Genomic DNA, 21,517 nt, shown 5'->3' on the forward strand with positions numbered 1-21,517 from the left:
AATTCTCTGTCGAAACGTTATGAACGACAGGGGCGGGCCGTGTCGTAGGACACAGCCCGCCCCTCCCGCGCGACAACTGAAACCGTGTTACTTGAGCCGCGCCATCAGCGCGTGCTCGACGAGCGTGATGAGCGCGCTCTTGGCGTCCGCGCGGTGGCGGGCGTCGGTGGTGATGATCGGAGCACCGGGGCCGATCTGCAGCGCCTCGCGGACCTCCTCCGGCGTGTAGGGCTGGTGCCCCTCGAAGCCGTTGAGGGCCACGACGAACGGCAGGCCGCTGTTCTCGAAGTAGTCGACCGCGGGGAAGCAGTCGGCGAGACGGCGGGTGTCCACGAGCACGATCGCACCGATGGCGCCGCGGACGAGGTCGTCCCACATGAACCAGAAGCGGTCCTGGCCCGGGGTACCGAAGAGGTACAGGATCAGGTCCTGGTCCAGCGTGATGCGGCCGAAGTCCATGGCGACCGTGGTCGTCGTCTTGTCACCGGTGTGGGTGAGGTCGTCGATCCCGGCCGAGGCGCTGGTCATCACGGCTTCGGTGCGCAGCGGGTTGATCTCCGACACGGCTCCGACGAACGTGGTCTTGCCCACGCCGAAGCCGCCCGCCACCACGATCTTCGCGGAGGTGGTGGAGCGGGGAGCCGCTCCGCTAGATGTTCCGAAGGCCACTGAGCACCCTTTCGAGCAGCGTTACATCCGGCGTGCCGCCGGCCTCTCCATTGCCCGGCTGGTGGATGGCCACCATTCCGGCCTCCGCCAGGTCGGCGACGAGGATCCGGGCGACACCGAGCGGCATCGACAGCAGTGCGGAGACCTCGGCGACCGACTTGACCTCGCGGCACAGCGTGCAGATGCGCTGGTGCTCCGGGAGCAGGCCGGACAGGTGCATCGGATCGGCGGTGGTGCTGACCAGCGCCTCGATGGCGAGCTGGTAGCGGGGCCGGGTCCGGCCGCCGGTCATCGCGTACGGACGCACCAGCGGCTGATCGCCTTCCGAGTACGAGTCTCCGTACGAATCGGAGTAGGCGGGGGGCGGGGTCATTGATCCTCCGGGCTGGACAGCAGTGGTCAGCGTGCCGTCTTACGGGGCGGCCGGTGGGGGGACGGGATGACGGCCTGGCGGGAGTACTGGATTCCGGGGCGGGGCCCCGATCTCCCGGCCGGTAGTACCGTCCGGCCGGGAGAGTGGGAAGTCAGCCGAGCAGACTTCCCTGCAGTTCGGCACGCAGGTCCGGAGTGAGGACACTGCCCGCGCGATCCACCAGAAGAGCCATCTCGTAGCCCACGAGGCCGATGTCGCACTCGGGGTGCGCCAGTACGGCCAGCGAGGATCCGTCCGAGACGGACATGAGGAAGAGGAATCCCCGGTCCATCTCGACCACGGTCTGGTTGACGGCGCCACCCTCGAAGATACGGGAGGCACCGGCGGTCAGCGAGGTCAGTCCGGAGGCCACGGCCGCCAGCTGATCGGCGCGGTCGCGGGGGAATCCTTCGGACATCGCCAGAAGGAGTCCGTCGGCGGAGACCACCACCGTGTGCGACACCCCAGGGGTGTTGTCCACGAAGTTGGTGATCAACCAGTTCAGGTTCTGTGCCGCCTGGCTCATCGAACTCAACTAACGCTCCTGCTGGTAAGTGGGGTCGATGTGGTAACTGCCGGTCGCCGGTCCGTTGTTGCCGGCCTGACGGCCCTGCTGGATACCGCGTCGGAGGTTGGTCAGACGGCCACGGACGTCGTCCGGCGCCCGCGAGACCTGCGGACCCGACTGCGCCTCGGCCTGCTGCTGCGCGGTGCCGGCCACGAGGTTCGCCCGCGGGACCCGGCGGGGCAGCCCCGAGGTCGTGATGCCGCCGGCGGCGGGCTGGCGCACGCGCTCCGCCTGCCGCATCAGCTCGTCGTTCGGCGAGGACTTCCAGCTGACGGTCGGCATGGCGCCGGTCGCCGTGGCCGCGGACTCGGCCGCCTGCTCCTGGCCGCGCTGCGGCAGCGGCTGCTGCTGCGGCGCCGGAGCGGACTGCTGCGACTGCTGGCCCTGCTGGGGGATCGCCGCGCCCGGTCCCTGCGCGGGGGGCTGCTGCCCCTCCTCGCGGAACCAGTTCGACTCCAGGGTGTCGAAGATCGGGCTGCGGGCCTCGCCGGGGCTCTGGGCCGGGGGCAGCGCCTCCGGCCGGTGGGCCTGCGGCAGCCGCGGGGTCTCGGGCCGCGCGGGCGGTACGGGTGCGTACCCGTTGCCGGCCTGCGGAGCCTGGGCCTGGGGCTGCTGCGGGGCGTAGCCGCCGACACCGGGGCCGCCCGGACGCTGGGGCTGGTAGCCCGGGCGCTCGAACTGTCCGGTGGTGGACGGGTTCATGGGGCCCCGCACGTCCGGACGCTCGAACTGTCCGGTCGTGCTGTTGCCGCCGTCCGCCTGGGGCATCGGGGCGTTGAAGTCCGGGCGGGCGAACTCGGCGGTCGAGCCGGGGCCCGAGAGCTCGTCGTGACCGCGCGCCTGGTCGCTGCCCCAGCTGGTGGTCTGCGGCCCGGGGAGCTCCGCACGGGGAGCGCCACCGCGCGGCGGCAGCTGCGGCCGGGGGCCGTTCGAAGCCGGTGCCGCGGGAGCGGCCGGCTGCTGGGGCTGCTGCTGCGCCTGCTGCGGCTGGGGCTGCTGGGGTCGCTCGAAGCCGTTGCCCTGCGGGTAGCCGGTCGGACCGGAGGCCGGACGGGCCTGCGGGCCACCACCGAATCCGGGACTGGGGACCGGGCCGCGGGCCGGCAGCGGCGCACCGGAACCGAAGGCGCCCTGGCCCTGGCCCGCGGTGGTCGGACCCTGCTGCGGACGGCCACCGGGAGCACCGGGACCACCCTGCTGCGGGCGACCGCCCTGCGGACGCTGGCCGGCGGCGCCGTCGCGGCCCGGCAGAGCGGCGCGCTGGCCGCCACCGGCGACCTGACCGCGCTGCGGGCCCGAGCCCACGGACGGACGTGCGGCCGGGCCACCCACGGCACCCTGCGCACCGGGAGCACCCGGAGCACCGCCGGGGCCACCCTGGCCCGGCATCGGAGCCGGCTTCTTGCCGCCCTGGGCGACGTCCACCGGCAGCATGACGAGGGCCGTCGTACCGCCCGAGTCGGAGGGGCGCAGCTGGATGCGGATGCCGTGTCGCAGGGACAGGCGGCCGACCACGAACAGACCCATGCGGCGGGAGACGGAGACGTCCACGGTCGGCGGCGACGCGAGTCGCTCGTTGATCGCGGCGAGGTCCTCGGGGGAGAGGCCGATACCGGTGTCGTGGATCTCGACGAGCACGCGGCCGTCGGGCAGCGCGTGACCGGTGACCTTGACCTTGGTCTGCGGGGAGGAGAACGAGGTGGCGTTCTCCAGCAGCTCGGCGAGGACGTGCACGAGGTCGTTGACCACGCGGCCGGCGACATCGGTGCCGGGCACCGAGGCCAGCTCGACGCGCTCGTACTGCTCCACCTCGGAGGCGGCGGCACGGAGCACGTCGACCAGCGGGACGGGGCGGGTCCACCGGCGGCCCGGCTCCTCGCCCGCGAGGACGAGGAGGTTTTCGCCGTTACGGCGCATGCGGGTCGCGAGGTGGTCGAGCTTGAAGAGCGAGGACAGCTGGTCCGGGTCGGCCTCGCGCGACTCCAGTTCGGAGATGAGCGAGAGCTGACGCTGGATGAGGCCCTGCGAGCGGCGCGAGAGGTTGGTGAACATCGCGTTGACGTTGCCTCGCAGGAGGGCCTGCTCGGCAGCGAGTCGGACGGCCTCGCGGTGCACGTCGTCGAATGCCGCGGCCACCTGGCCGATCTCGTCGCGGGTGTGCACACCGACCGACTCCACGGACGTGTCCACGTCCTGCGGGTCGGACTCGGACAGCTGCTTGACGAGCTCGGGCAGCCGGTCCTGCGCGACGCGCGTCGCGGTGTCCTGCAGACGGCGCAGGGAGCGGATCATCGAGCGGGCCATGACGAAGGCGCCGACGAGGGAGACACCGAGGACGAGGAGGATCAGGGCACCGTTGATGATGGCGTCCTGCTGGGCCTCGTTCTTCAGCTCACGGGCCTTCTGCTCCATCTCCTCGAGCAGGGTCAGCTCGATGACCTTCATGGCCTGGAGCTTGGTGCCGTCGGCGTCGTACCAGTCGAGCCAGGAGCGGTTCTTCTCCCGGAGGAACGCGTCCTGGCTGGCCAGGACGCGGCGGGAGTAGCCGTCGGCGGTGGAGATCTCGGAGTTGCTGTCGCCCAGACCGGCGAGGAGCTCCTCGGTCCGGCCCTGGTAGACGAGTCCGAAGGTCGTCTTCGCCTGCTGCTCGCCCTTCTGGGCGGAGAGGGCGTAGAGCCGGTCGTTCTCCTTCAGCTCACCCTGGCGCTCATTGGTGTCGGGGAGCGAGGCGGCGATGATCGCGCGCTGGATGGAGGCGTACTCCTTGGCGGCGGAGAACGCGGCCAGGGCACGGGTACGCTTGATCATCTCCGGGTTGGACGTGGCCTGCGCCATGTCCTGGGAGAGCGAGAGCAGCGAGACGATGACCGCGTTGTACTCACTGACGGTCTGCTGGGCGCCGTTGACGTACGCCCGGCTGCGGATCGTCTCGATGTTGGTGAGCTGGCGGCCGATCTGCAGGACGTTGTTGCGGATCGAGCGGAGCGTGTCGTCCTTCTCGCCCGTGCTGTCGACCTTGTCGGTCGCCGCGGCGAAGGCCTTGGCGGCGGTGTCGGTCTGCTGCCGGACCACGTCGACACTGCTGGTGGTCTTGCCCTTGGAGAGGGACAGCGGACCCGCGGAGAGGTCGCGCTCCTCCTGGAGCATGGCGGCCAGGTTGGTGGCCTGTCGCGTCATCGTCGTCAGCAGCTGCATGTGCTCCAGCTGCGCGATGTCGTTGAGCGAGTCGTTGATACGGAAACCACCGAGCGTGGTGGCGGCGACGACCGGCAGGGTCAGCAGCGACACGAGTCGCGTGCTGATGCGCCAGTTCTGCATGGCGAGACGAGAACCGGGCCCGTTGGGGGCCTTCGGTATCGCCTCGTCCTGCTCAGCCGGTCCGGCAGGCACGGCGGGTCCGGCTTTCGCCTTGACCCTGGCCTTCACGGACTTCCCACGGCCCTTCGCCTTCACCGCGGCGGAGGTGTCGGGGCCTGCGCCTTCGACAGCCGGCCCGCGGTTCTGGGCGTGCTGGGGCGAGGAGCCACGGTCGGTCCCGCCGCGCGGCTCCTGCTCCGCCGCAGCGCTGCCATCCCTCTTGAATCGTCCCTGCACTAGCGTCGCAACCTCTGGACCAGGCGTCCCGCCGGGCGACCGGTGGGACGGTGTCGAGTCGTGGGGCACTTGCCGCCCCATGGTGGTCGTCGGTGACCGGCGCGTCTTCCTCTCCTTGCCACCGCGCTCGGCGCGGTGTCGCGCCACCTGCGCGCCGGCTCATTCCCGCGGCGGTCCCGCGAATTCCAGCACAGTGGCGGATCTCCAACAAGGTGCGAGTGTCGGCCCGGAGAGTCGGTTACGGCTTGTGACAGATGGGCTACGCGATGTGCGACTGCATTCGGTAGAAATCGGACTTACGCCATCCAAACAACGCGGCTGTCAAGGTGTCCCAGTCGAGATGATCAGGAGCGGAATGCAGCATTCAGTGGCGCAATGTCCGTTTCGGGGGTTGGAATTGACTGTCCATTATGCCGGTAATGTCGGGTCAAGGGTGAGCAAACTCACACAGCCGTGGCCATTACTTCCCGGTTCGCCGGGGGATTCAGATGTTTAGCCTTGCCCCTTAAAGGGTTGGCGCCAGGGTTGGTGCATGCGACAGCCGACACTCACAGATCGAACCGAGGACCCCGAACTCCGATGAAGACGACGACGATGTTCCGCAACATAGCCAACCCCCGCCGCACGACCCTCGCGCACCTCAAGGACGCCGAGGACCTGCAGGCGGCCCCGGCCACCCCGGAGCACGCCGTCGAGCTGCCGACGCAGACCGCGAACCCGCGCCGCACCGTCCTGATGAACGTGCCGGTCGCCGCCGCCGCGGAGTAGCCACCCCGCAAAGGAACGTGAAGCGCCGCTGCCCGCCGCGTTAGCCTGGGGTCCGCAGACTCCAGCCAGCGGAAATACAGAGGGGCAGACGCAACAGGTGCGCATCGCCAGGTTCTCGATCGACGGCAACGTCGCGTTCGGCGCGGTCGAGGGCGACGGCGCCCCCGGCGACGACTCCACGCTCGTGCTCGACATCATCAAGGGCATCCCCTTCGCGGACTTCGAGCTCTCGGGCACGAAGGTCCCGATGAGCAAGGTCCGACTGCTGCCGCCCGTGCTCCCGAACAAGGTCGTGGCCATCGGCCGCAACTACGCGGAGCACGCGGCGGAGCTCGGCAACGCCATCTTTGACGATCAAGGCCGTCCCGACGCCCCGATCACCTTCTTCAAGCCCTCCACCTCGGTGGTCGGCCCGGGCGACCCGATCACGTACCCCTCCTTCTCCCAGGACCTCCACCACGAGGCTGAGCTCGCCGTGGTCATCGGCCGTATGTGCCGCGAGGTCCCGAAGGAGCGCGTCAAGGACGTCATCCTCGGCTACACCTGCGCCAACGACGTCACCGCGCGCGACGTCCAGCAGCGGGAGAAGCAGTGGGCCCGGGCCAAGGGCTTCGACAGTGCCTGCCCCCTCGGCCCCTGGATCGAGACCGACCTGGACCCGAGCGACCTGACCATCCAGTGCACGGTCAACGGCGAACAGCGCCAGCTCGGCCGCACCAGTGACATGGTCCGCTCCATCGAGGACCTGATCGTCCACATCTCCGAGGCCATGACCCTGCTGCCCGGCGACGTCATCCTCACGGGGACCCCGGCCGGAGTCGGCCCCCTCAACGTCGGCGACGAGGTCGCCGTCACCATCGAAGGCATCGGCACTCTCACCAACAAGGTGATCAAGCGTGGTTAACGGACCTGTCCGCGTACGTTTCTGTCCCTCCCCGACCGGCAACCCCCACGTGGGCCTGGTCCGGACCGCACTCTTCAACTGGGCGTTCGCCCGCCACCACGGCGGCACGTTCGTCTTCCGCATCGAGGACACCGACGCGGCCCGTGACTCCGAGGAGTCCTACGACCAGCTGCTCGCCTCGCTGCGCTGGCTCGGCTTCACCTGGGACGAGGGCCCCGAGGTCGGCGGGCCGCACGCCCCGTACCGCCAGTCCGAGCGCATGGACATCTACGCGGACGTCGCGAAGAAGCTGCTCGACGGCGGCTACGCGTACCACTGCTACTGCTCCACCGAGGAGCTCGACGCCCGCCGCGCGGCCGCCCGCGCCGCCGGCAAGCCCTCCGGGTACGACGGCCACTGCCGCGAGCTCACCCCCGTGCAGGTCGAGGCGTACCAGGGCGAGCACCGCCCGGCGATCGTCCGCTTCCGGATGCCCGACGCGCCGATCACCTTCACCGACCTCGTCCGCGGCGAGCTGACCTTCACCCCGGAGAACGTGCCGGACTTCGGCATCGTCCGGGCCAACGGTGCCCCGCTGTACACGCTGGTCAACCCGGTCGACGACGCGCTGATGGAGATCACGCACGTCCTGCGAGGCGAGGACCTGCTGTCCTCGACCCCCCGCCAGATCGCCCTCTACGCCGCACTGATCGAGCTGGGCGTCGCCAAGAGCACCCCCGCCTTCGGCCACCTGCCGTACGTGATGGGCGAGGGCAACAAGAAGCTTTCCAAGCGCGACCCCGAGGCCTCGCTCAACCTGTACCGCGAGCGCGGCTTCCTCCCCGAGGGCCTGCTGAACTACCTCTCGCTCCTCGGCTGGTCCTTCTCCAAGGACCAGGACGTCTTCTCGATCGAGGAGATGGTGTCGAAGTTCGACATCGACGGCGTGAACGCCAACCCGGCCCGCTTCGACCTGAAGAAGGCCGAGTCGATCAACGGCGACCACATCCGCCTGCTGGACCCGAAGGCCTTTGCGGACGCCTGCGCCCCGTGGCTGCAGGCCCCGCACGCCAACTGGGCCCCCGAGGACTTCGACGCCGAGGCCTGGGCGCGGATCGCCCCGCACGCCCAGACCCGGGTGACCGTCCTGTCGGACATCACGGCCAACGTCGACTTCCTGTTCCTGAAGGAGCCGGTGGAGGACCAGGCCTCGTGGGACAAGGCGATGAAGGGGGAGCCGGCCGCGCTGCTCACCACGGTGCGCGCGGGCCTGGAGTCGGCGGACTGGGCCGACCCCGAGTCCCTCAAGCAGGCCGTCCTGACCGCCGGTGAGGCCCACGGCCTCAAGCTCGGCAAGGCCCAGGCCCCGGTCCGCGTGGCCGTGACCGGCCGCACGGTCGGCCTGCCGCTCTTCGAGTCCCTGGAGATCCTGGGCAAGGAGCGCTCGCTGGCCCGTATCGACGCGGCACTGGCCAAGCTCGCCGCCTAGGCCGGCAGCACCCGTCCGTCCCGCAGGGGGCGGCGCCCGGACCTCCGGGCGCCGCCCCCTGCGGCGTCCCGCCCGCCACACGGGCCGCTGCCGGCCGGCCACCTGGTTCCGCACGGACTTCTTCGTCCCGCCCCCGCAGGAGGGCGCTTCGGCATAGGCTCGGGCGCATGCCGATCCGCGCCGTGCTGTGGGACATCGACGACACCCTCTTCGACTACACGGGTGCCGACGCCGCCGGGCTGGCGCGGCAGGTGGAAGTCACGGGCCTGGCGGGCCGGTACGGGACCCCCGCGCAGGCGCTCGCGCTGTGGCGGGAGATCACCGACCGGCACTGGGCGCGCTTCGCGGCCGGCGAGGGCACCTTCCAGGGGCAGCGGCAGGAGCGGGTACGCGAGTTCCTGGAAGAGCCCGGGATGACCGCAGGCGAGGCCGACGCCTGGTTCGACCAGTACGTGGAGCACTACAAGGCCGCCTGGACCGTCTTCCCCGACGTGGTGCCCGCCCTGGACGCCCTCGCGGCCGACTACCGGCACGGGGTGCTCTCCAACTCCTCCACCGCCAACCAGGACCCGAAGCTCCGCGACCTCGGACTGCGCGACCGCTTCGAGGTGCTGGTCTGCGCCGTCGAACTCGGGGTCAGCAAGCCCGAGGCGGGGGCCTTCCTGGCCGCGTGCGAGGCGCTCGGGCTGCCGCCCGCCGAGGTGGCGTACGTGGGGGACCAGCCGGAGATCGACGCGCGGGGAGCGCGTGACGCCGGATTGACGGCCGTCTGGATCGACCGCGACGGCGGCCGGGGCCCCGGGCCCGACGGCGCGCACCGCATCGAGGACCTCGACCAGCTCCCGCAGCTGCTGGCACGGGATACCCGTTTTGGAGCACGGTCAGGCATCCGGTAATGTTCTTTCTGCGCCGCCGGAGCGGGCCGAAAGGCCGGACGGAGGCGCCACCCGAAGAAAAGCCCCGGTAAGGGGTTGACTTTTGGTGGGGTATAGTGTAATTGGCAACACGAGGGTTTCTGGTTCCCTTATTCTAGGTTCGAGTCCTGGTACCCCAGCGCAGTGCAGCAGTAACGCAGTGCTTTGCCCCCGTTGTGTAGCGGCCTAGCACGCCGCCCTCTCAAGGCGGTAGCGCCGGTTCGAATCCGGTCGGGGGTACAGATCCTTCCCGCGAGATCTCCAGGGTCGCACCCGGACGTCTTGATGCAGGATCGCTAGGGCCCCCGTTGTGTAGCGGCCTAGCACGCCGCCCTCTCAAGGCGGTAGCGCCGGTTCGAATCCGGTCGGGGGTACTGTTGGTCTGGTCTAGACCACTTTGGGCTATAGTGTAATTGGCAACACGAGGGTTTCTGGTTCCCTTATTCTAGGTTCGAGTCCTGGTAGCCCAGCGCAGTAACAGCAGCACCAGCTAGCCCCCGTTGTGTAGCGGCCTAGCACGCCGCCCTCTCAAGGCGGTAGCGCCGGTTCGAATCCGGTCGGGGGTACGCATGGAAGAGGCCCTCCGCGTTCATCGCGGAGGGCCTCTTTCGTATGTCGGCGCGCAGGTAAGTACGGGCCCGAAGGCGCGTGTTAGGACGTGTGCGGCGTCGTACGCGCCCCCGGGCCCGGAGGGTGGGCGGGGGAGTGGCCCCGTGGGCCGGGGGAGGGCTCAGCCGGAGCGGCGCAGGGCCTCGGTGAGCCGTGCGGCCGCGTCGATGACGGCCTGGGCGTGCATCCGGCCCGGGTGGCGGGTCAGTCGCTCGATCGGTCCGGAGACCGAGACGGAGGCCACCACGCGGTTCGACGGCCCGCGCACCGGCGCCGAGACGGACGCCACACCGGGCTCCCGCTCGCCGATCGACTGCGCCCAGCCGCGACGCCGTACGCCCGAGAGGGCCGTCGCCGTGAAGCGCGCGCCCTGAAGGCCGCGGTGGAGCCGCTCGGGCTCCTCCCAGGCCATCAGGATCTGCGCGGCCGAACCGGCCTTCATCGGGAGCGTCGAGCCCACCGGAACGGTGTCCCGAAGACCCGAGAGCCGCTCCGCGGCCGCCACGCAGATGCGCATGTCTCCCTGACGGCGGTAGAGCTGCGCGCTCTCTCCCGTCACGTCACGGAGGTGGGTGAGTACCGGTCCCGCCGTGGCCAGCAGGCGGTCCTCGCCGGCCGCGGCGGCGAGCTCCGCCAGCCGCGGTCCGAGGATGAACCGGCCCTGCATGTCCCTCGCCACCATCCGGTGGTGTTCCAGTGCCACGGCAAGGCGATGTGCCGTGGGTCGTGCGAGCCCTGTCGCCGCGACCAGCCCGGCGAGGGTGGCCGGACCGGACTCCAGTGCGCTCAATACCAGAGCTGCCTTGTCGAGAACGCCGACGCCGCTAGAGTTGTCCATGAAACGATATTCGCGTCTCACACTGTGAAACGCAAGTTCAATTTTTCCAAGAACCAGCGAGTCTGTATGTGCGGGTCCACGAACCACTGGGTCCGAGCCGTCGTCCGGGACGTGGGGTACGGACGGCACGGCGCACAAGATCTCTATGAAGCGCCGGCACAACCGGCCGGCCGGAGGGAAAGCGATGGGTAGGACACTCGCGGAGAAGGTCTGGGACGACCATGTCGTCCGGCGCGCCGAAGGCGAGCCCGACCTCCTCTTCATCGATCTGCACCTGCTGCACGAGGTGACCAGCCCGCAGGCCTTCGAAGGACTGCGCCAGGCCGGCCGCAAGGTCCGACGCCTCGACCTCACCATCGCGACCGAGGACCACAACACCCCCACCCTCGACATCGACAAGCCGATCGCCGACCCGGTCTCCCGCGCCCAGCTGGAGACGCTGCGTGCGAACTGCGCCGAGTTCGGCGTGCGCCTGCACTCGCTGGGTGACGTCGAGCAGGGCGTCGTCCACGTCGTGGGACCGCAGCTGGGACTGACCCAGCCCGGCACCACCGTGGTCTGCGGCGACTCGCACACCTCCACGCACGGCGCCTTCGGGGCGCTGGCCTTCGGTATCGGTACGAGCCAGGTCGAGCACGTGCTGGCCACCCAGACGCTCCCGCTGGCCCGCCCGAAGACGATGGCGATCACCGTCACCGGCGCGCTGGCCGAGGGCGTCACCGCGAAGGACCTGATCCTGGCGATCATCGCCAAGATCGGCACCGGCGGCGGCCAGGGCTACATCCTGGAGTACCGGGGCGAGGCCGTCGAGAAGCTGTCGATGGAAGCCCGCATGACCATCTGCAACATGTCGATCGAGGCCGGTGCCCGCGCGGGCATGATCGCCCCCGACCAGACCACCTTCGACTACCTGCAGGGCCGTGACCACGCCCCCACGGGCAAGGACTGGGACGCGGCGGTCGAGTACTGGAAGACCCTGCGCACGGACGACGACGCGGTCTTCGACGCGGAGGTCGTCATCGACGGCGCCGCGCTGTCCCCCTTCGTCACCTGGGGCACCAACCCGGGCCAGGGCGCGCCGCTGTCCGCGAACGTCCCCGACCCGGCTTCGTACGAGGACGCTTCGGAGCGCCTGGCAGCCGAAAAGGCCCTGGAGTACATGGGGTTGACCGCCGGACAGCCGCTGCGGGACATCAAGGTCGACACCGTCTTCGTAGGTTCCTGCACCAACGGCCGCATCGAGGACCTGCGCGCCGTCGCCGGCATCGTCGAGGGCCGCAAAGTCGCCGACGGCGTACGGATGCTGGTCGTCCCGGGCTCGGTCCGGGTCGCCCTGCAGGCCGTGGAAGAGGGTCTGGACAAGGTCTTCAAGGAGGCCGGCGCCGAGTGGCGGCACGCGGGCTGTTCGATGTGCCTGGGCATGAACCCCGACCAACTGGCGCCCGGTGAACGCTCCGCGTCCACCTCCAACCGCAACTTCGAGGGCCGGCAGGGCAAGGGCGGGCGCACCCACCTGGTATCCCCGCAGGTGGCCGCCGCCACCGCGGTGCTGGGCCATCTGGCCTCGCCCGCCGACCTGTCCGCCGCCGACGCGACCGCCGGAGTCTGAACCATGGAAGCCTTCACCACCCACACCGGCCGGGCCGTCCCGCTGCGCCGCAGCAACGTCGACACCGACCAGATCATCCCGGCCCACTGGCTGAAGAAGATCACGCGCGACGGGTTCGAGGACGGGCTCTTCGAGGCCTGGCGCAAGGACCCGGAGTTCATCACGAACCGCCCGGAGCGCGCAGGCGCGACCGTACTGGTCGCCGGCCCCGACTTCGGTACGGGTTCCTCGCGCGAGCACGCCGTCTGGGCCCTGCAGAACTTCGGCTTCAAGACGGTCATCTCCTCCCGCTTCGCCGACATCTTCCGCGGGAACTCGCTGAAGAACGGTCTGCTGACCGTCGTCCTCCCGCAGGAGACCGTCGAGCGGCTGTGGAAGCTGACGGAGGCCGACCCGACCGCCGAGATCACGGTCGACCTGGTCGACCGCCAGGTGCGGGCGGAAGGCGTCGTCGCGGAGTTCGAACTCGACGACAACGCGCGCTGGCGTCTGCTGGAGGGCCTGGACGACATCTCGCTCACCCTTCAGAACGAAGCGGACATCGCCGCGTACGAAAGCGCCCGGCCCACCTACAAGCCGCGCACGATTCAGGCCTGATTCCTGCCTGATCAGCGCTTATTCACCTTCGGGTGATCACATCGACAACACTGTGCCCCCCGCCCTCCGGCGGGGGGCACAGCCGTTTGTTGAGGCCCCGTGAGGCGACAACTCGCCCCAGATGGCACAATCTGTGCATGGAACGCGACAGTCAACTCGAGCTCTACGAACTCGTCGCGGACCGGTTGAAAGAAGCACACACACGGGTGCGCTCACTGCAAGTCCCGGAGGGCGTAAGGATGGCGCTGTCCCGGAAGCTGTTGGTCGTCACGGCCGCGGCGAAGCATGATCTCGCCGATGCGGCAAGGCGCCTGGACAGGTTGATGAAGGACCTCGACGAGGGTCGATTCCCTGAAGGCGACTGATGCGAAGGAACTCCGTAACGGCCTACAGCGTTGCGGCACTAGGGTGATTAGCCCGTTTCGTGTTTGATTTGCGGTATATATCCGCCTAACGTGCGAAATAAGCTTGAACACATTCGTTCTGGCGAAGTCTCCGAAGGGGAAGACGTGAACAAGGCGCAGCTCGTAGAAGCGATTGCCGACAAGCTGGGCGGCCGCCAGCAGGCCGCGGACGCTGTCGACGCGGTACTGGACGCGATCGTCCGCGCTACCGTCGCGGGCGACCGGGTCTCGGTCACGGGCTTCGGCTCGTTCGAGAAGGTCGACCGTCCGGCCCGTTACGCCCGCAACCCGCAGACGGGTGAGCGCGTCCGGGTCAAGAAGACCTCTGTGCCCCGCTTCCGTGCCGGCCAGGGCTTCAAAGACCTGGTCAGCGGCACCAAGAAGCTCCCCAAGGGTGGCGAGGTGTCCGTGAAGAAGGCGCCGAAGGGCAGCCTCACGGGTGGTGCCTCCGCGACGGTCAAGAAGGCCGCGGCCAAGAAGGCCACCACCGCCAAGAAGGCCGCGGCGAAGACCACGGTCGCAAAGAAGGTCGTGGCCAAGAAGGCCACGGCGACCGCCAAGAAGGCGGCGGTGAAGAGCACCGCCACGGCCAAGAAGGCCACCGCGGCCGCGAAGAAGACCACCGCCGCCGCGGCAAAGAAGACCACGCCCGCCGCGAAGAAGACCACCGCCGCGGCGAAGAAGACCGCGCCGGCGGCCAAGAAGGTCACCGCAGCGACGAAGGCGCCCGCCAAGAAGACGGCGACGCGCAAGGCCACCGCGAAGAAGACCACCGCCCGCAAGAAGTAGGGGCACGCGTCACACAGGCCGGGCCGGCTTTCCCCGTGCGGGGGAGCCGGCCCGCGGTGCGTTCGGCGCGCCGGCGACCGGTCCGGGTCGCGGGCGGCCGGCCCTTGGGATCAGAACGTCTGCAGCGTCACGAGGGTGATGCGCAGGCTCGCACCCGTACCGTCCGTCTCGATCCGGACCCGCTGCCCGGGCCGCAGCAGCCGCAGGCCGCCCGCGTCGAAGGCCGGGGCCTCGAAGGGCACCGGAGTGCCGTCGTCGAGCAGCACACTGCCGCTGCGGGTCTGGGAGTCGTACGTGTACGCGGTCGCCTGCATACGGGCACTGTATCGGGCGGTGTGACGCCCCACGCCGAGGGTGAGCGCGGTGCGCAGATCGGCCGCCGTGTCCACGTCCCGGCGCACGCTGTCGACGCCCGCCAAGGCGATTTCCACCGCCCCCGAGGCGGAATGCCTGGACCGTGACGGCCCCCCGAAGGAGGGGGCCAATTCCACGTCCGGCGCCGCGGAAAGCAAGGTCGTCCCGATTCCGGCCGCATCCGCCAGAAATGCCCGCGGAAATACCGAAGCGTTTTCGAGCACGCGTTGCAATTCCGGGGGCCGGAGCGCCGGCAGATCGGCGTTCAGCGCGGCCACCGCGGCGCCCGGCCGCCCCGCCCGCGCCGCCCGCGCCCCGTGGTCCAGGGCCGCGTTGAGCCCGGCCGCCGGGACGTCCGGGACGATCCGCGCCCCGAGCCGCGCCAGTTCCGCACCGGCCGCGGCGTCGTCCGTGACGACCACCACATCCGCGACCGCCGCGCAGGCCAGGGCCCCCGCGACGGTGTCCTGGGCGAAGGCCAGGGCAAGGCCCGGACGGGAGGCGCCCACCGCCCGTGCGAGACGGCTCTTCGCCACCGCCAGAGGCTTCAGCGGGACCACCAGGCTCCAGACGGCGTTCGTGACGGACCCCTTCCCTCCGGTGCGCTCCGGCACGTCCTTCGGCCATGGTCGGGTCATGGCCGGGTCATGTGTCGGCCCATTGTCGCCTCCGCCCGGGCAACCCGGGAGTCCGGCGGGGTGAGCGGGGCGTACGGTGTTCTCGACAGAGACCGGGCGTGGGGTGACACTTGTCCGGCCGACGAGGTGCCCAAGCCGCGCACCGGTCCTAGAGGAAGGTGTCCGAGTGTCCCGCCGCAGAATCGGCTTCTGGTACCGCCTGGCGGCGGTCATCGCAAAACCGCCGCTGGTAGTGCTCTTCAAGCGGGACTGGCGGGGAATGGAGCACATTCCGGCCGAGGGCGGATTTATCACCGCCGTCAATCACAACTCGTATCTGGACCCGCTCTCGTACGCGCACTTCCAGTACAACACCGGCCGGGTGCCCCGATTGCTCGCCAAGGCCGCCCTCTTCAAAGTCCCTGTCGTGGGGTCCATCCTGCGCGGCAGCGGACAGATCCCCGTCTACCGGGAGTCCACCAACGCCCTGGACGCGTTCCGGGCCGCCGTGGACGCCATCGAGCGGGGCGAATGCGTGGCCTTCTACCCGGAGGGCACCCTCACCCGCGACCCCGACATGTGGCCGATGGCCGGCAAGACCGGCGCCGCCCGCGTGGCGCTGATCACCAGGGCGCCCGTCATCCCCGTGGCCCAGTGGGGCGCGAACCTCGCGATGCCGCCCTACGCCAAGGAGAACAAGGTCCGGCTCCTCCCGCGCAAGACCCTCCAGGTGCTCGCCGGACCGCCGGTGGACCTCTCCGCCTTCTACGACCGGGAACCCACCCCGGAGGTCCTCCGGGAGGTCACCGAGGTCATCATGGCCGCCATCACCGCGCTGCTGGAGGAGGTGCGCGGCGAGACCGCGCCCGAGCAGCCGTACGACCATCGCAACGCCAGGGCGGAACAGCGGCGCAAGGCCGCAGGGGAGGGCAACAAGTGACACGTCCCGTGAAGGCGACCGTCTTCGGAACAGGCTCCTGGGGCACGGCCTTCGCCATCGTCCTCGCCGACGCCGGCTGCGAGGTGACGCTGTGGGGCCGCCGCCAGGAGGTGGTCGACGCCATCAACACCGGCCGGACCAACCCGGACTACTTCCCCGGCGTCGAACTGCCCGCGAACCTGCGGGCCACCACCGACCCGGCCGAGGCCGCGGCCGGCGCGGACTTCACCGTCCTCGCCGTCCCGTCCCAGACCCTGCGCGAGAACCTCGCCGCGTGGACGCCCCTGCTGGCCCCCGACACCGTGCTCGTCTCCCTGATGAAGGGCATCGAACTCGGCACCGCCAAGCGGATGAGCGAGGTCATCGAGGAGGTGGCCAAGGTCCCCGCCGAGCGCATCGCCGTGGTCACCGGCCCCAACCTGGCCGCCGAGATCGCCGCCCGCCAGCCCGCCGCCTCCGTCGTCGCCTGCGTCGACGAGAGCGTGGCCCAGCGCCTCCAGGCCGCCTGCCACACCGCGTACTTCCGCCCGTACACGAGCACCGACGTCACCGGCTGCGAGCTCGGCGGCGCCGTCAAGAACGTCATCGGCCTCGCCGTCGGCATCGCGGACGGCATGGGCCTGGGCGACAACACCAAGGGCTCGCTCATCACCCGCGGACTCGCCGAAGCGACCCGCCTCGGCGTGGCGATGGGCGCCGACCCGCTCACCTTCTCCGGCCTCGCGGGCCTCGGCGACCTGGTCGCCACCTGCTCCTCGCCGCTCTCCCGGAACCACACCTTCGGCACCAACCTCGGCCGCGGGATGACCCTGGAGGAGACCATCGCGGTCACCAAGCAGACCGCCGAGGGCGTCAAGTCCTGCCAGTCGGTGGCGGATCTGGCCCGCCGCCACGGGGTGGACATGCCGATCACCGACACGGTGGTGGACATCGTCCACCACGGCAAGCCGACCCTGGTCGCGCTCAAGGACCTGATGGGCCGCAGCGCCAAACCGGAACGTCGCTAGCTCCTTTCCGGACGCTTGAGCGGGTACTCTCGTGGCGATATGAGCAGCGAGAACCTCCCCCAGACCCCTGAGCAGCAGGGCCGCAAGCCCCGCGTGGCCGTCGTGTTCGGCGGCCGCAGCTCGGAACACGCCATCTCGGTCGTCACGGCGGGCGCCGTGATGCGCTCCATCGACCGCTCCAAGTACGAGGTGCTGCCCATCGGCATCACCTCGGACGGCCGATGGGCGCTGACCGCCGACGAGCCCGAGCGGATGGCCATCGCCGACCGCAAGCTCCCGAGTGTCGAGGAGCTCGCGGAGTCCGAGGACGGCGCCGTCGTGCTCTCGGTCGACCCCGCCAGCCGCCAGGTCGTCTACACCGAACCGGGCGCCGTCCCCAAGGCCCTGGGCGAGGTCGACGTCGTCTTCCCCGTACTGCACGGCCCGTACGGCGAGGACGGCACGCTCCAGGGCCTCCTGGAGCTCTCCGGCATCCCGTACGTCGGCTCCGGTGTCCTCGCCTCGGCCGTCGGCCAGGACAAGGACTACATGAAGCGGGTGTTCACCTCCTTCGGGCTGCGCGTCGGCCCGTACGTGACCATCCGCCCCCGCGAGTGGGAAGCCGACCGGGACGCCGCCACGGGCAAGATCCTGGACTTCGCCGCCGAGCACGGCTGGCCGCTGTTCATCAAGCCCGCCCGGGCCGGCTCCTCCATCGGCATCACCAAGGTCGACGACGCCTCCGGCCTGGACGCCGCGGTCAAGGAGGCCCGGCGCCACGACCCGAAGATCATCGTGGAGGCGCTGCTGCGCGGCCGCGAGATCGAGTGCGGGGTCCTGGAGTTCGAGGACGGGCCGCGCGCGAGCGTCCCCGCCGAGATCCCGCCGGTGTCCAGCCACGACTTCTACGACTTCGAGGCGAAGTACATCGACTCCGCCTCCGGGATCGTGCCCGCCCCGCTCACCCCGGAGCAGACCGCCGAGGTGCAGCGGCTCGCGATCGAGGCCTTCGAGGCCGCGTCCTGCGAGGGCCTGGTGCGCGCCGACTTCTTCCTCACCGAGGACGGCACCTTCGTCATCAACGAGATCAACACGATGCCGGGCTTCACGCCGATCTCCATGTACCCGCTGATGTGGCAGAAGACGGGCATCGAGTACCCGGAGCTGGTGGACAGCCTGATCCAGGCGGCCCTGCGCCGCTCCACCGGCCTGCGCTGACAGTCGTCCCAAAAGCCGACCGCCCGCCGACCGCCTTCGAAGGCGGTCGGCGGGCGGCGGTGTGCTCGGTACCCGGTACGCGGTACGCCGAGCGCGGTGGTCAGTAGGAGGCGATGCCCTCGGGCACGGTCGCGGTGATCGCCGTGGACAGGCCGACCAGCATGCCCGCATCCGTGGCATGCTCCTTGTCGACCCGGACCTCGGTGTAGGCGAGCCGCAGCCCGGTGGTGAACCGGAACCCCCCGCCCGAACCGTCGTCGAGCTTCTCCAGCAGCCAGGCCACTCCGTTCACGTGGACGCCCTCCTGCTTCGGATCGAGCATCTTGGGGGGCTTGGGGATACCGCACCGCAGTACGATCGCCGAACCGCCCCACGCGGCGGTCAGATCGGACTCCGGTTCGGTTCTGGTCCGCGCCAGGCCGGCCACCGTCTCCGGGAGCTCTTTGTGCAGTGCCGCACAGAGTCCCGCGACGGCGGCGGGCGGCGTGGGCGGTGGGTCCACCCGGGCTTCGTCGGATCCGCCCGGAGTGCACGCCGCGGCGGCCAGGACGGCCATCGAGGCGGGCAGGGCGGACAGGGCGCGGACACGCAGGGGCCGGTGGTGGAGGGACATCACCGGCCAAGAGTAGACGGGGGCTACAGATGGACCACCGGGCAGGTCAAGGTGCGGGTGATCCCCTCCACCTGCTGGACCTTGGCGACGACCATACGGCCGAGGTCGTCCACGGTGTCGGCCTGGGCGCGCACGATCACGTCGTACGGGCCCGTCACGTCTTCGGCCTGGATCACCCCCGGGATCTGGCCGATGGACTCGGCGACGAACGACGCCTTGCCCACTTCGGTCTGGATAAGGATGTACGCCTGTACCACGGAACCTCCAGGGCGGCCACGAGGATCATTTCCCCTAACCTTCGGGTGGGCCCCACACGATTGAACGGGCCGGGGGAAGAAGGGACGCCACGGTACCGCGTCGCCGTGCGCCGCGGGGAGACCCGCGGGCCCGGCGCCACGCACAGCGGGGCGTACGGAGAGCAGAAGTTGACGTATCTGTTGACGGTACCCAGAGCTGAGACGGCTCGCGACCGCAAGCGGACTGGGCAAGAAGGGGCACAGCGATGAAGGGCACTGTCGGCGAGCTGGGGGAGTTCGGGCTGATCAGGGAGCTCACCTCACGGCTCACCACCACCCCGGCGGTCCGGCTCGGACCGGGCGACGACGCCGCGGTGGTGTCCGCCCCCGACCGGCGGGTCGTGGCGAGCACCGACATCCTGCTGGAGGGCCGGCACTTCCGGCGTGACTGGTCCACGGCCTACGACGTCGGCCGCAAGGCCGCCGCGCAGAACCTCGCCGACATCGCCGCCATGGGCGCGGTGCCGACCGCGCTGCTGCTCGGCCTCGTCGTCCCCGCCGAACTGCCGGTCACCTGGCCCACCGAGCTGATGGACGGGATCCGCGACGAGTGCCAGGTCGCCGGCGCGGCCGTGGTCGGCGGGGACGTCGTCCGCGGGGACGTCATCACCGTCGCCATCACCGCCCTCGGCGACCTGCGCAACCACGAGCCCGTCCTGCGCTCCGGCGCCCAGCCCGGCGACGTCGTCGCCGTCACCGGCTGGCTCGGCTGGTCCGCGGCCGGCTTCGCCGTGCTCTCGCGCGGCTTCCGCTCCCCGCGGGCCTTCGTCGAGGCGCACCGGCGCCCCGAGCCGCCGTACCACGCGGGCCCCGCGGCCGCCGGACTCGGCGCCACCGCGATGACCGACGTCAGCGACGGCCTGATCGCCGACCTCGGGCACATCGCCGAGGCCAGCAAGGTACGGATCGACCTGCGCTCGGCGGCCGTCGACATCCCGACCCAGATGCACGACATCGGGCAGGCCGTCGGCGTGGACCCGCTGCAGTGGGTGCTCACCGGGGGAGAGGACCACGCGATCGTGGCGACCTTCCCGCCCGACGTGAAGCTCCCCGCCCGCTGGAAGGTCATCGGCGAGGTGCTCAACCGCTCCGCGCTGCCCCAGGTGACCGTCGACGGCGCACCCTGGACCAGCACCGGCGGCTGGGACCACTTCGGGGCCGACCCGGCCGCCCAGGACGGCGCGCCGTGAGCACCGCCCCACCGCTGTGCCTGACCGTCGCCGGATCCGACTCCGGCGGCGGCGCGGGCATCCAGGCCGACCTCAAGACCATGCTGGCGCTCGGGGTGCACGGCATGAGCGTGGTGACCGCCGTGACGGCGCAGAACTCGCTCGGGGTACGCGGGGTCTGGGAGCTGCCCGCCGAGGCCGTCACGGCCCAGTACCGGGCCGTCGTGGACGACATCGGGGTCCAGGCCGTGAAGACCGGGATGCTCTCCTCCGCCGTCCTGGTGGAGACGGTGGCCGCGCTGCTCGCGGACACCCGGGCCCCGGCCGTCGTGGACCCCGTCGGGGTCTCCAAGCACGGGGACGCGCTGCTCGCCGCCTCGGCGCTGGACGCCGTACGCAAGGAGCTGCTGCCGCGCGCCACGGTGGCCACCCCCAACCTGGACGAGGTGGCCCAGCTCACGGGTGTGGTGGTGGAGACCGAGGACGACATGCGGCGGGCCGCCGACGCGATCCTCGGGCACGGGCCGCGGTGGGCGCTGATCAAGGGCGGGCACCTCGCGGCGCACGGCCACGAGGCGGTGGACCTGCTCAGCGACGGCACCGAGGAGCGGTGGCTGCGGGCGCCCCGGCACGACAACCGGCACACCCACGGCACCGGCTGCACCCTCGCCAGCGCGATCGCGGCGGGCCTGGCCAGGGGACTGACCGTCCCGGAGGCCGTCACGGCCGCCAAGGAGTACGTCACGGGCGCCATCGCCGCCGGCTTCGCGCTCGGCGGGGGCATCGGCCCGGTGGATCACGCCTGGCAGTGGCGCTGAACCCGCTGCGACGGCCCGGCCGGCCCTCCGGCCGGGCCCCCGGACAAGGCAAAAGGCCGGTTCACCAGAGGTGAACCGGCCTTTTTGGCAACCGGAAAGGGCTGCGCTACGACGGGAGGCGTCAGCGCGAGACCTTGCCGGCCTTGATGCACGAGGTGCAGGCGTTGAGGCGCTTCGGCGTCCCATTGACCACGGCACGGACGCGCTGGATGTTCGGGTTCCAGCGACGCGAGGTGCGGCGGTGCGAGTGGGAGATGTTGTTGCCGAAGCTCGGCCCCTTGGCGCAAACGTCGCAGTTGGCAGCCACAGGTCACTCCAAGACTTCAGATGCAATTACAGTGAAACCGGCGCACCGGATTCAGA

The 21,517-nt window shown here is 70.5% G+C and carries 21 protein-coding genes, 5 tRNA genes and 1 pseudogene; 18 read left to right on the top strand and 9 right to left on the bottom strand.

Annotated features, from left to right (window positions below; all coding sequences use genetic code 11):
• Positions 1-87 precede the first annotated feature (87 nt).
• From JYK04_RS29555 to JYK04_RS29570, 4 genes are all read right to left on the bottom strand, one after another.
• Positions 88-669, bottom strand: coding sequence for a GTP-binding protein (locus tag JYK04_RS29555; protein ID WP_046776286.1), 582 nt, complete (start codon positions 667-669; stop codon positions 88-90).
• Entirely contained in the window at positions 650-1,042 is a 393-nt protein-coding gene (locus tag JYK04_RS29560; protein WP_030014827.1) for a DUF742 domain-containing protein, read from the bottom strand. The genes JYK04_RS29555 and JYK04_RS29560 overlap by 20 nt, the downstream gene beginning before the upstream one ends.
• A gap of 151 nt (positions 1,043-1,193) precedes the next feature.
• Positions 1,194-1,607 carry a roadblock/LC7 domain-containing protein gene (locus JYK04_RS29565; RefSeq protein ID WP_030708442.1) on the bottom strand — a complete coding sequence of 138 codons (414 nt, stop codon included), beginning with the start codon at positions 1,605-1,607 and terminating at the stop codon, positions 1,194-1,196.
• A gap of 9 nt (positions 1,608-1,616) precedes the next feature.
• Positions 1,617-5,243, bottom strand: coding sequence for a sensor histidine kinase (locus JYK04_RS29570; protein ID WP_189745460.1), 3,627 nt, complete (start codon positions 5,241-5,243; stop codon positions 1,617-1,619).
• A 579-nt stretch (positions 5,244-5,822) separates the two neighbouring features.
• Here JYK04_RS29570 and JYK04_RS29575 point away from each other — a divergent pair.
• The 9 genes from JYK04_RS29575 (at position 5,823) to JYK04_RS29615 (ending at position 9,863) form a co-directional block, all read left to right on the top strand.
• Complete coding sequence (locus JYK04_RS29575) at positions 5,823-6,011, top strand: hypothetical protein (protein ID WP_030009260.1); 189 nt, start codon at positions 5,823-5,825, stop codon at positions 6,009-6,011.
• 97 nt (positions 6,012-6,108) lie between these two features.
• Complete coding sequence (locus tag JYK04_RS29580; RefSeq protein ID WP_189745462.1) at positions 6,109-6,915, top strand: fumarylacetoacetate hydrolase family protein; 807 nt, start codon at positions 6,109-6,111, stop codon at positions 6,913-6,915.
• Positions 6,908-8,383: a glutamate--tRNA ligase gene (gene gltX, locus JYK04_RS29585; protein WP_189745464.1), complete on the top strand. Its 1,476-nt coding sequence runs from the start codon at positions 6,908-6,910 to the stop codon at positions 8,381-8,383. Before JYK04_RS29580 ends, gltX begins: the two co-directional genes overlap by 8 nt.
• 167 nt (positions 8,384-8,550) lie before the next feature.
• On the top strand, positions 8,551-9,279 hold the full coding sequence (locus JYK04_RS29590) for an HAD family hydrolase (RefSeq protein ID WP_189745466.1): 729 nt from the start codon (positions 8,551-8,553) through the stop codon (positions 9,277-9,279).
• Between the two features lie 86 nt (positions 9,280-9,365).
• Positions 9,366-9,437 (top strand) — tRNA-Gln (locus tag JYK04_RS29595).
• A gap of 27 nt (positions 9,438-9,464) precedes the next feature.
• Positions 9,465-9,537: transfer RNA gene (locus JYK04_RS29600), tRNA-Glu, on the top strand.
• Positions 9,538-9,598: 61 nt separating this feature from the next.
• Positions 9,599-9,671 (top strand) — tRNA-Glu (locus JYK04_RS29605).
• 24 nt (positions 9,672-9,695) lie between these two features.
• Positions 9,696-9,767 (top strand) — tRNA-Gln (locus JYK04_RS29610).
• A gap of 23 nt (positions 9,768-9,790) precedes the next feature.
• Positions 9,791-9,863 (top strand) — tRNA-Glu (locus JYK04_RS29615).
• Between the two features lie 164 nt (positions 9,864-10,027).
• On the opposite strand, the gene ndgR is transcribed toward JYK04_RS29615, so the two are convergent.
• A complete protein-coding gene (gene ndgR / locus JYK04_RS29620; protein WP_007266782.1) occupies positions 10,028-10,744 on the bottom strand; it encodes an IclR family transcriptional regulator NdgR in 717 nt (238 codons plus the stop codon).
• A gap of 184 nt (positions 10,745-10,928) precedes the next feature.
• On the opposite strand from ndgR, the gene leuC reads away from it, so the two are divergent.
• The 4 genes from leuC to JYK04_RS29640 all read left to right on the top strand — a co-directional run bounded on the left by leuC (position 10,929) and on the right by JYK04_RS29640 (position 14,143).
• Positions 10,929-12,353 carry a 3-isopropylmalate dehydratase large subunit gene (gene leuC, locus JYK04_RS29625; protein WP_189745468.1) on the top strand — a complete coding sequence of 475 codons (1,425 nt, stop codon included), beginning with the start codon at positions 10,929-10,931 and terminating at the stop codon, positions 12,351-12,353.
• A gap of 3 nt (positions 12,354-12,356) precedes the next feature.
• Positions 12,357-12,950 (top strand): 3-isopropylmalate dehydratase small subunit, encoded by a 594-nt coding sequence (gene leuD / locus JYK04_RS29630; RefSeq protein ID WP_189745470.1) that lies wholly within the window; start codon positions 12,357-12,359, stop codon positions 12,948-12,950.
• Positions 12,951-13,087: 137 nt separating this feature from the next.
• A complete protein-coding gene (locus JYK04_RS29635) occupies positions 13,088-13,315 on the top strand; it encodes an SCO5555 family protein (RefSeq protein ID WP_030009267.1) in 228 nt (75 codons plus the stop codon).
• Positions 13,316-13,459: 144 nt separating this feature from the next.
• The gene (locus JYK04_RS29640) at positions 13,460-14,143 is read left to right on the top strand and encodes an HU family DNA-binding protein (protein WP_189745472.1); all 684 of its coding nucleotides are present in this window, start codon (positions 13,460-13,462) and stop codon (positions 14,141-14,143) included.
• A gap of 317 nt (positions 14,144-14,460) precedes the next feature.
• Here the strand turns inward: JYK04_RS29640 and cofC are convergent.
• Positions 14,461-15,135: pseudogene (gene cofC, locus JYK04_RS29645) on the bottom strand (2-phospho-L-lactate guanylyltransferase); the annotation flags it as partial.
• Between the two features lie 166 nt (positions 15,136-15,301).
• Here cofC and JYK04_RS29650 point away from each other — a divergent pair.
• The 3 genes from JYK04_RS29650 to JYK04_RS29660 are packed head-to-tail and all read left to right on the top strand — an operon-like array spanning position 15,302 to position 18,258.
• Positions 15,302-16,054 (top strand): lysophospholipid acyltransferase family protein, encoded by a 753-nt coding sequence (locus JYK04_RS29650; protein ID WP_189745476.1) that lies wholly within the window; start codon positions 15,302-15,304, stop codon positions 16,052-16,054.
• Positions 16,051-17,061 carry an NAD(P)H-dependent glycerol-3-phosphate dehydrogenase gene (locus JYK04_RS29655; protein ID WP_189745478.1) on the top strand — a complete coding sequence of 337 codons (1,011 nt, stop codon included), beginning with the start codon at positions 16,051-16,053 and terminating at the stop codon, positions 17,059-17,061. The genes JYK04_RS29650 and JYK04_RS29655 overlap by 4 nt, the downstream gene beginning before the upstream one ends.
• 39 nt (positions 17,062-17,100) lie before the next feature.
• A complete protein-coding gene (locus tag JYK04_RS29660) occupies positions 17,101-18,258 on the top strand; it encodes a D-alanine--D-alanine ligase family protein (RefSeq protein ID WP_189745480.1) in 1,158 nt (385 codons plus the stop codon).
• Between the two features lie 100 nt (positions 18,259-18,358).
• Here the strand turns inward: JYK04_RS29660 and JYK04_RS29665 are convergent, their stop codons facing one another.
• On the bottom strand, positions 18,359-18,871 hold the full coding sequence (locus tag JYK04_RS29665; protein WP_189745753.1) for a DUF3515 domain-containing protein: 513 nt from the start codon (positions 18,869-18,871) through the stop codon (positions 18,359-18,361).
• A 23-nt stretch (positions 18,872-18,894) separates the two neighbouring features.
• Positions 18,895-19,128, bottom strand: coding sequence for an Lrp/AsnC family transcriptional regulator (locus JYK04_RS29670; RefSeq protein WP_030011290.1), 234 nt, complete (start codon positions 19,126-19,128; stop codon positions 18,895-18,897).
• Positions 19,129-19,373: 245 nt separating this feature from the next.
• On the opposite strand from JYK04_RS29670, the gene JYK04_RS29675 reads away from it, so the two are divergent.
• Positions 19,374-20,357 carry a thiamine-phosphate kinase gene (locus JYK04_RS29675; protein ID WP_189745482.1) on the top strand — a complete coding sequence of 328 codons (984 nt, stop codon included), beginning with the start codon at positions 19,374-19,376 and terminating at the stop codon, positions 20,355-20,357.
• Complete coding sequence (thiD, locus tag JYK04_RS29680; RefSeq protein WP_189745484.1) at positions 20,354-21,154, top strand: bifunctional hydroxymethylpyrimidine kinase/phosphomethylpyrimidine kinase; 801 nt, start codon at positions 20,354-20,356, stop codon at positions 21,152-21,154. The genes JYK04_RS29675 and thiD overlap by 4 nt, the downstream gene beginning before the upstream one ends.
• A gap of 121 nt (positions 21,155-21,275) precedes the next feature.
• Here the strand turns inward: thiD and rpmB are convergent, their stop codons facing one another.
• A complete protein-coding gene (rpmB, locus tag JYK04_RS29685) occupies positions 21,276-21,461 on the bottom strand; it encodes a 50S ribosomal protein L28 (protein ID WP_007266795.1) in 186 nt (61 codons plus the stop codon).
• Between the last annotated feature and the right edge of the window lie 56 nt (positions 21,462-21,517).

This window comes from Streptomyces nojiriensis (assembly GCF_017639205.1).
GTDB lineage: Bacteria > Actinomycetota > Actinomycetes > Streptomycetales > Streptomycetaceae > Streptomyces > Streptomyces nojiriensis.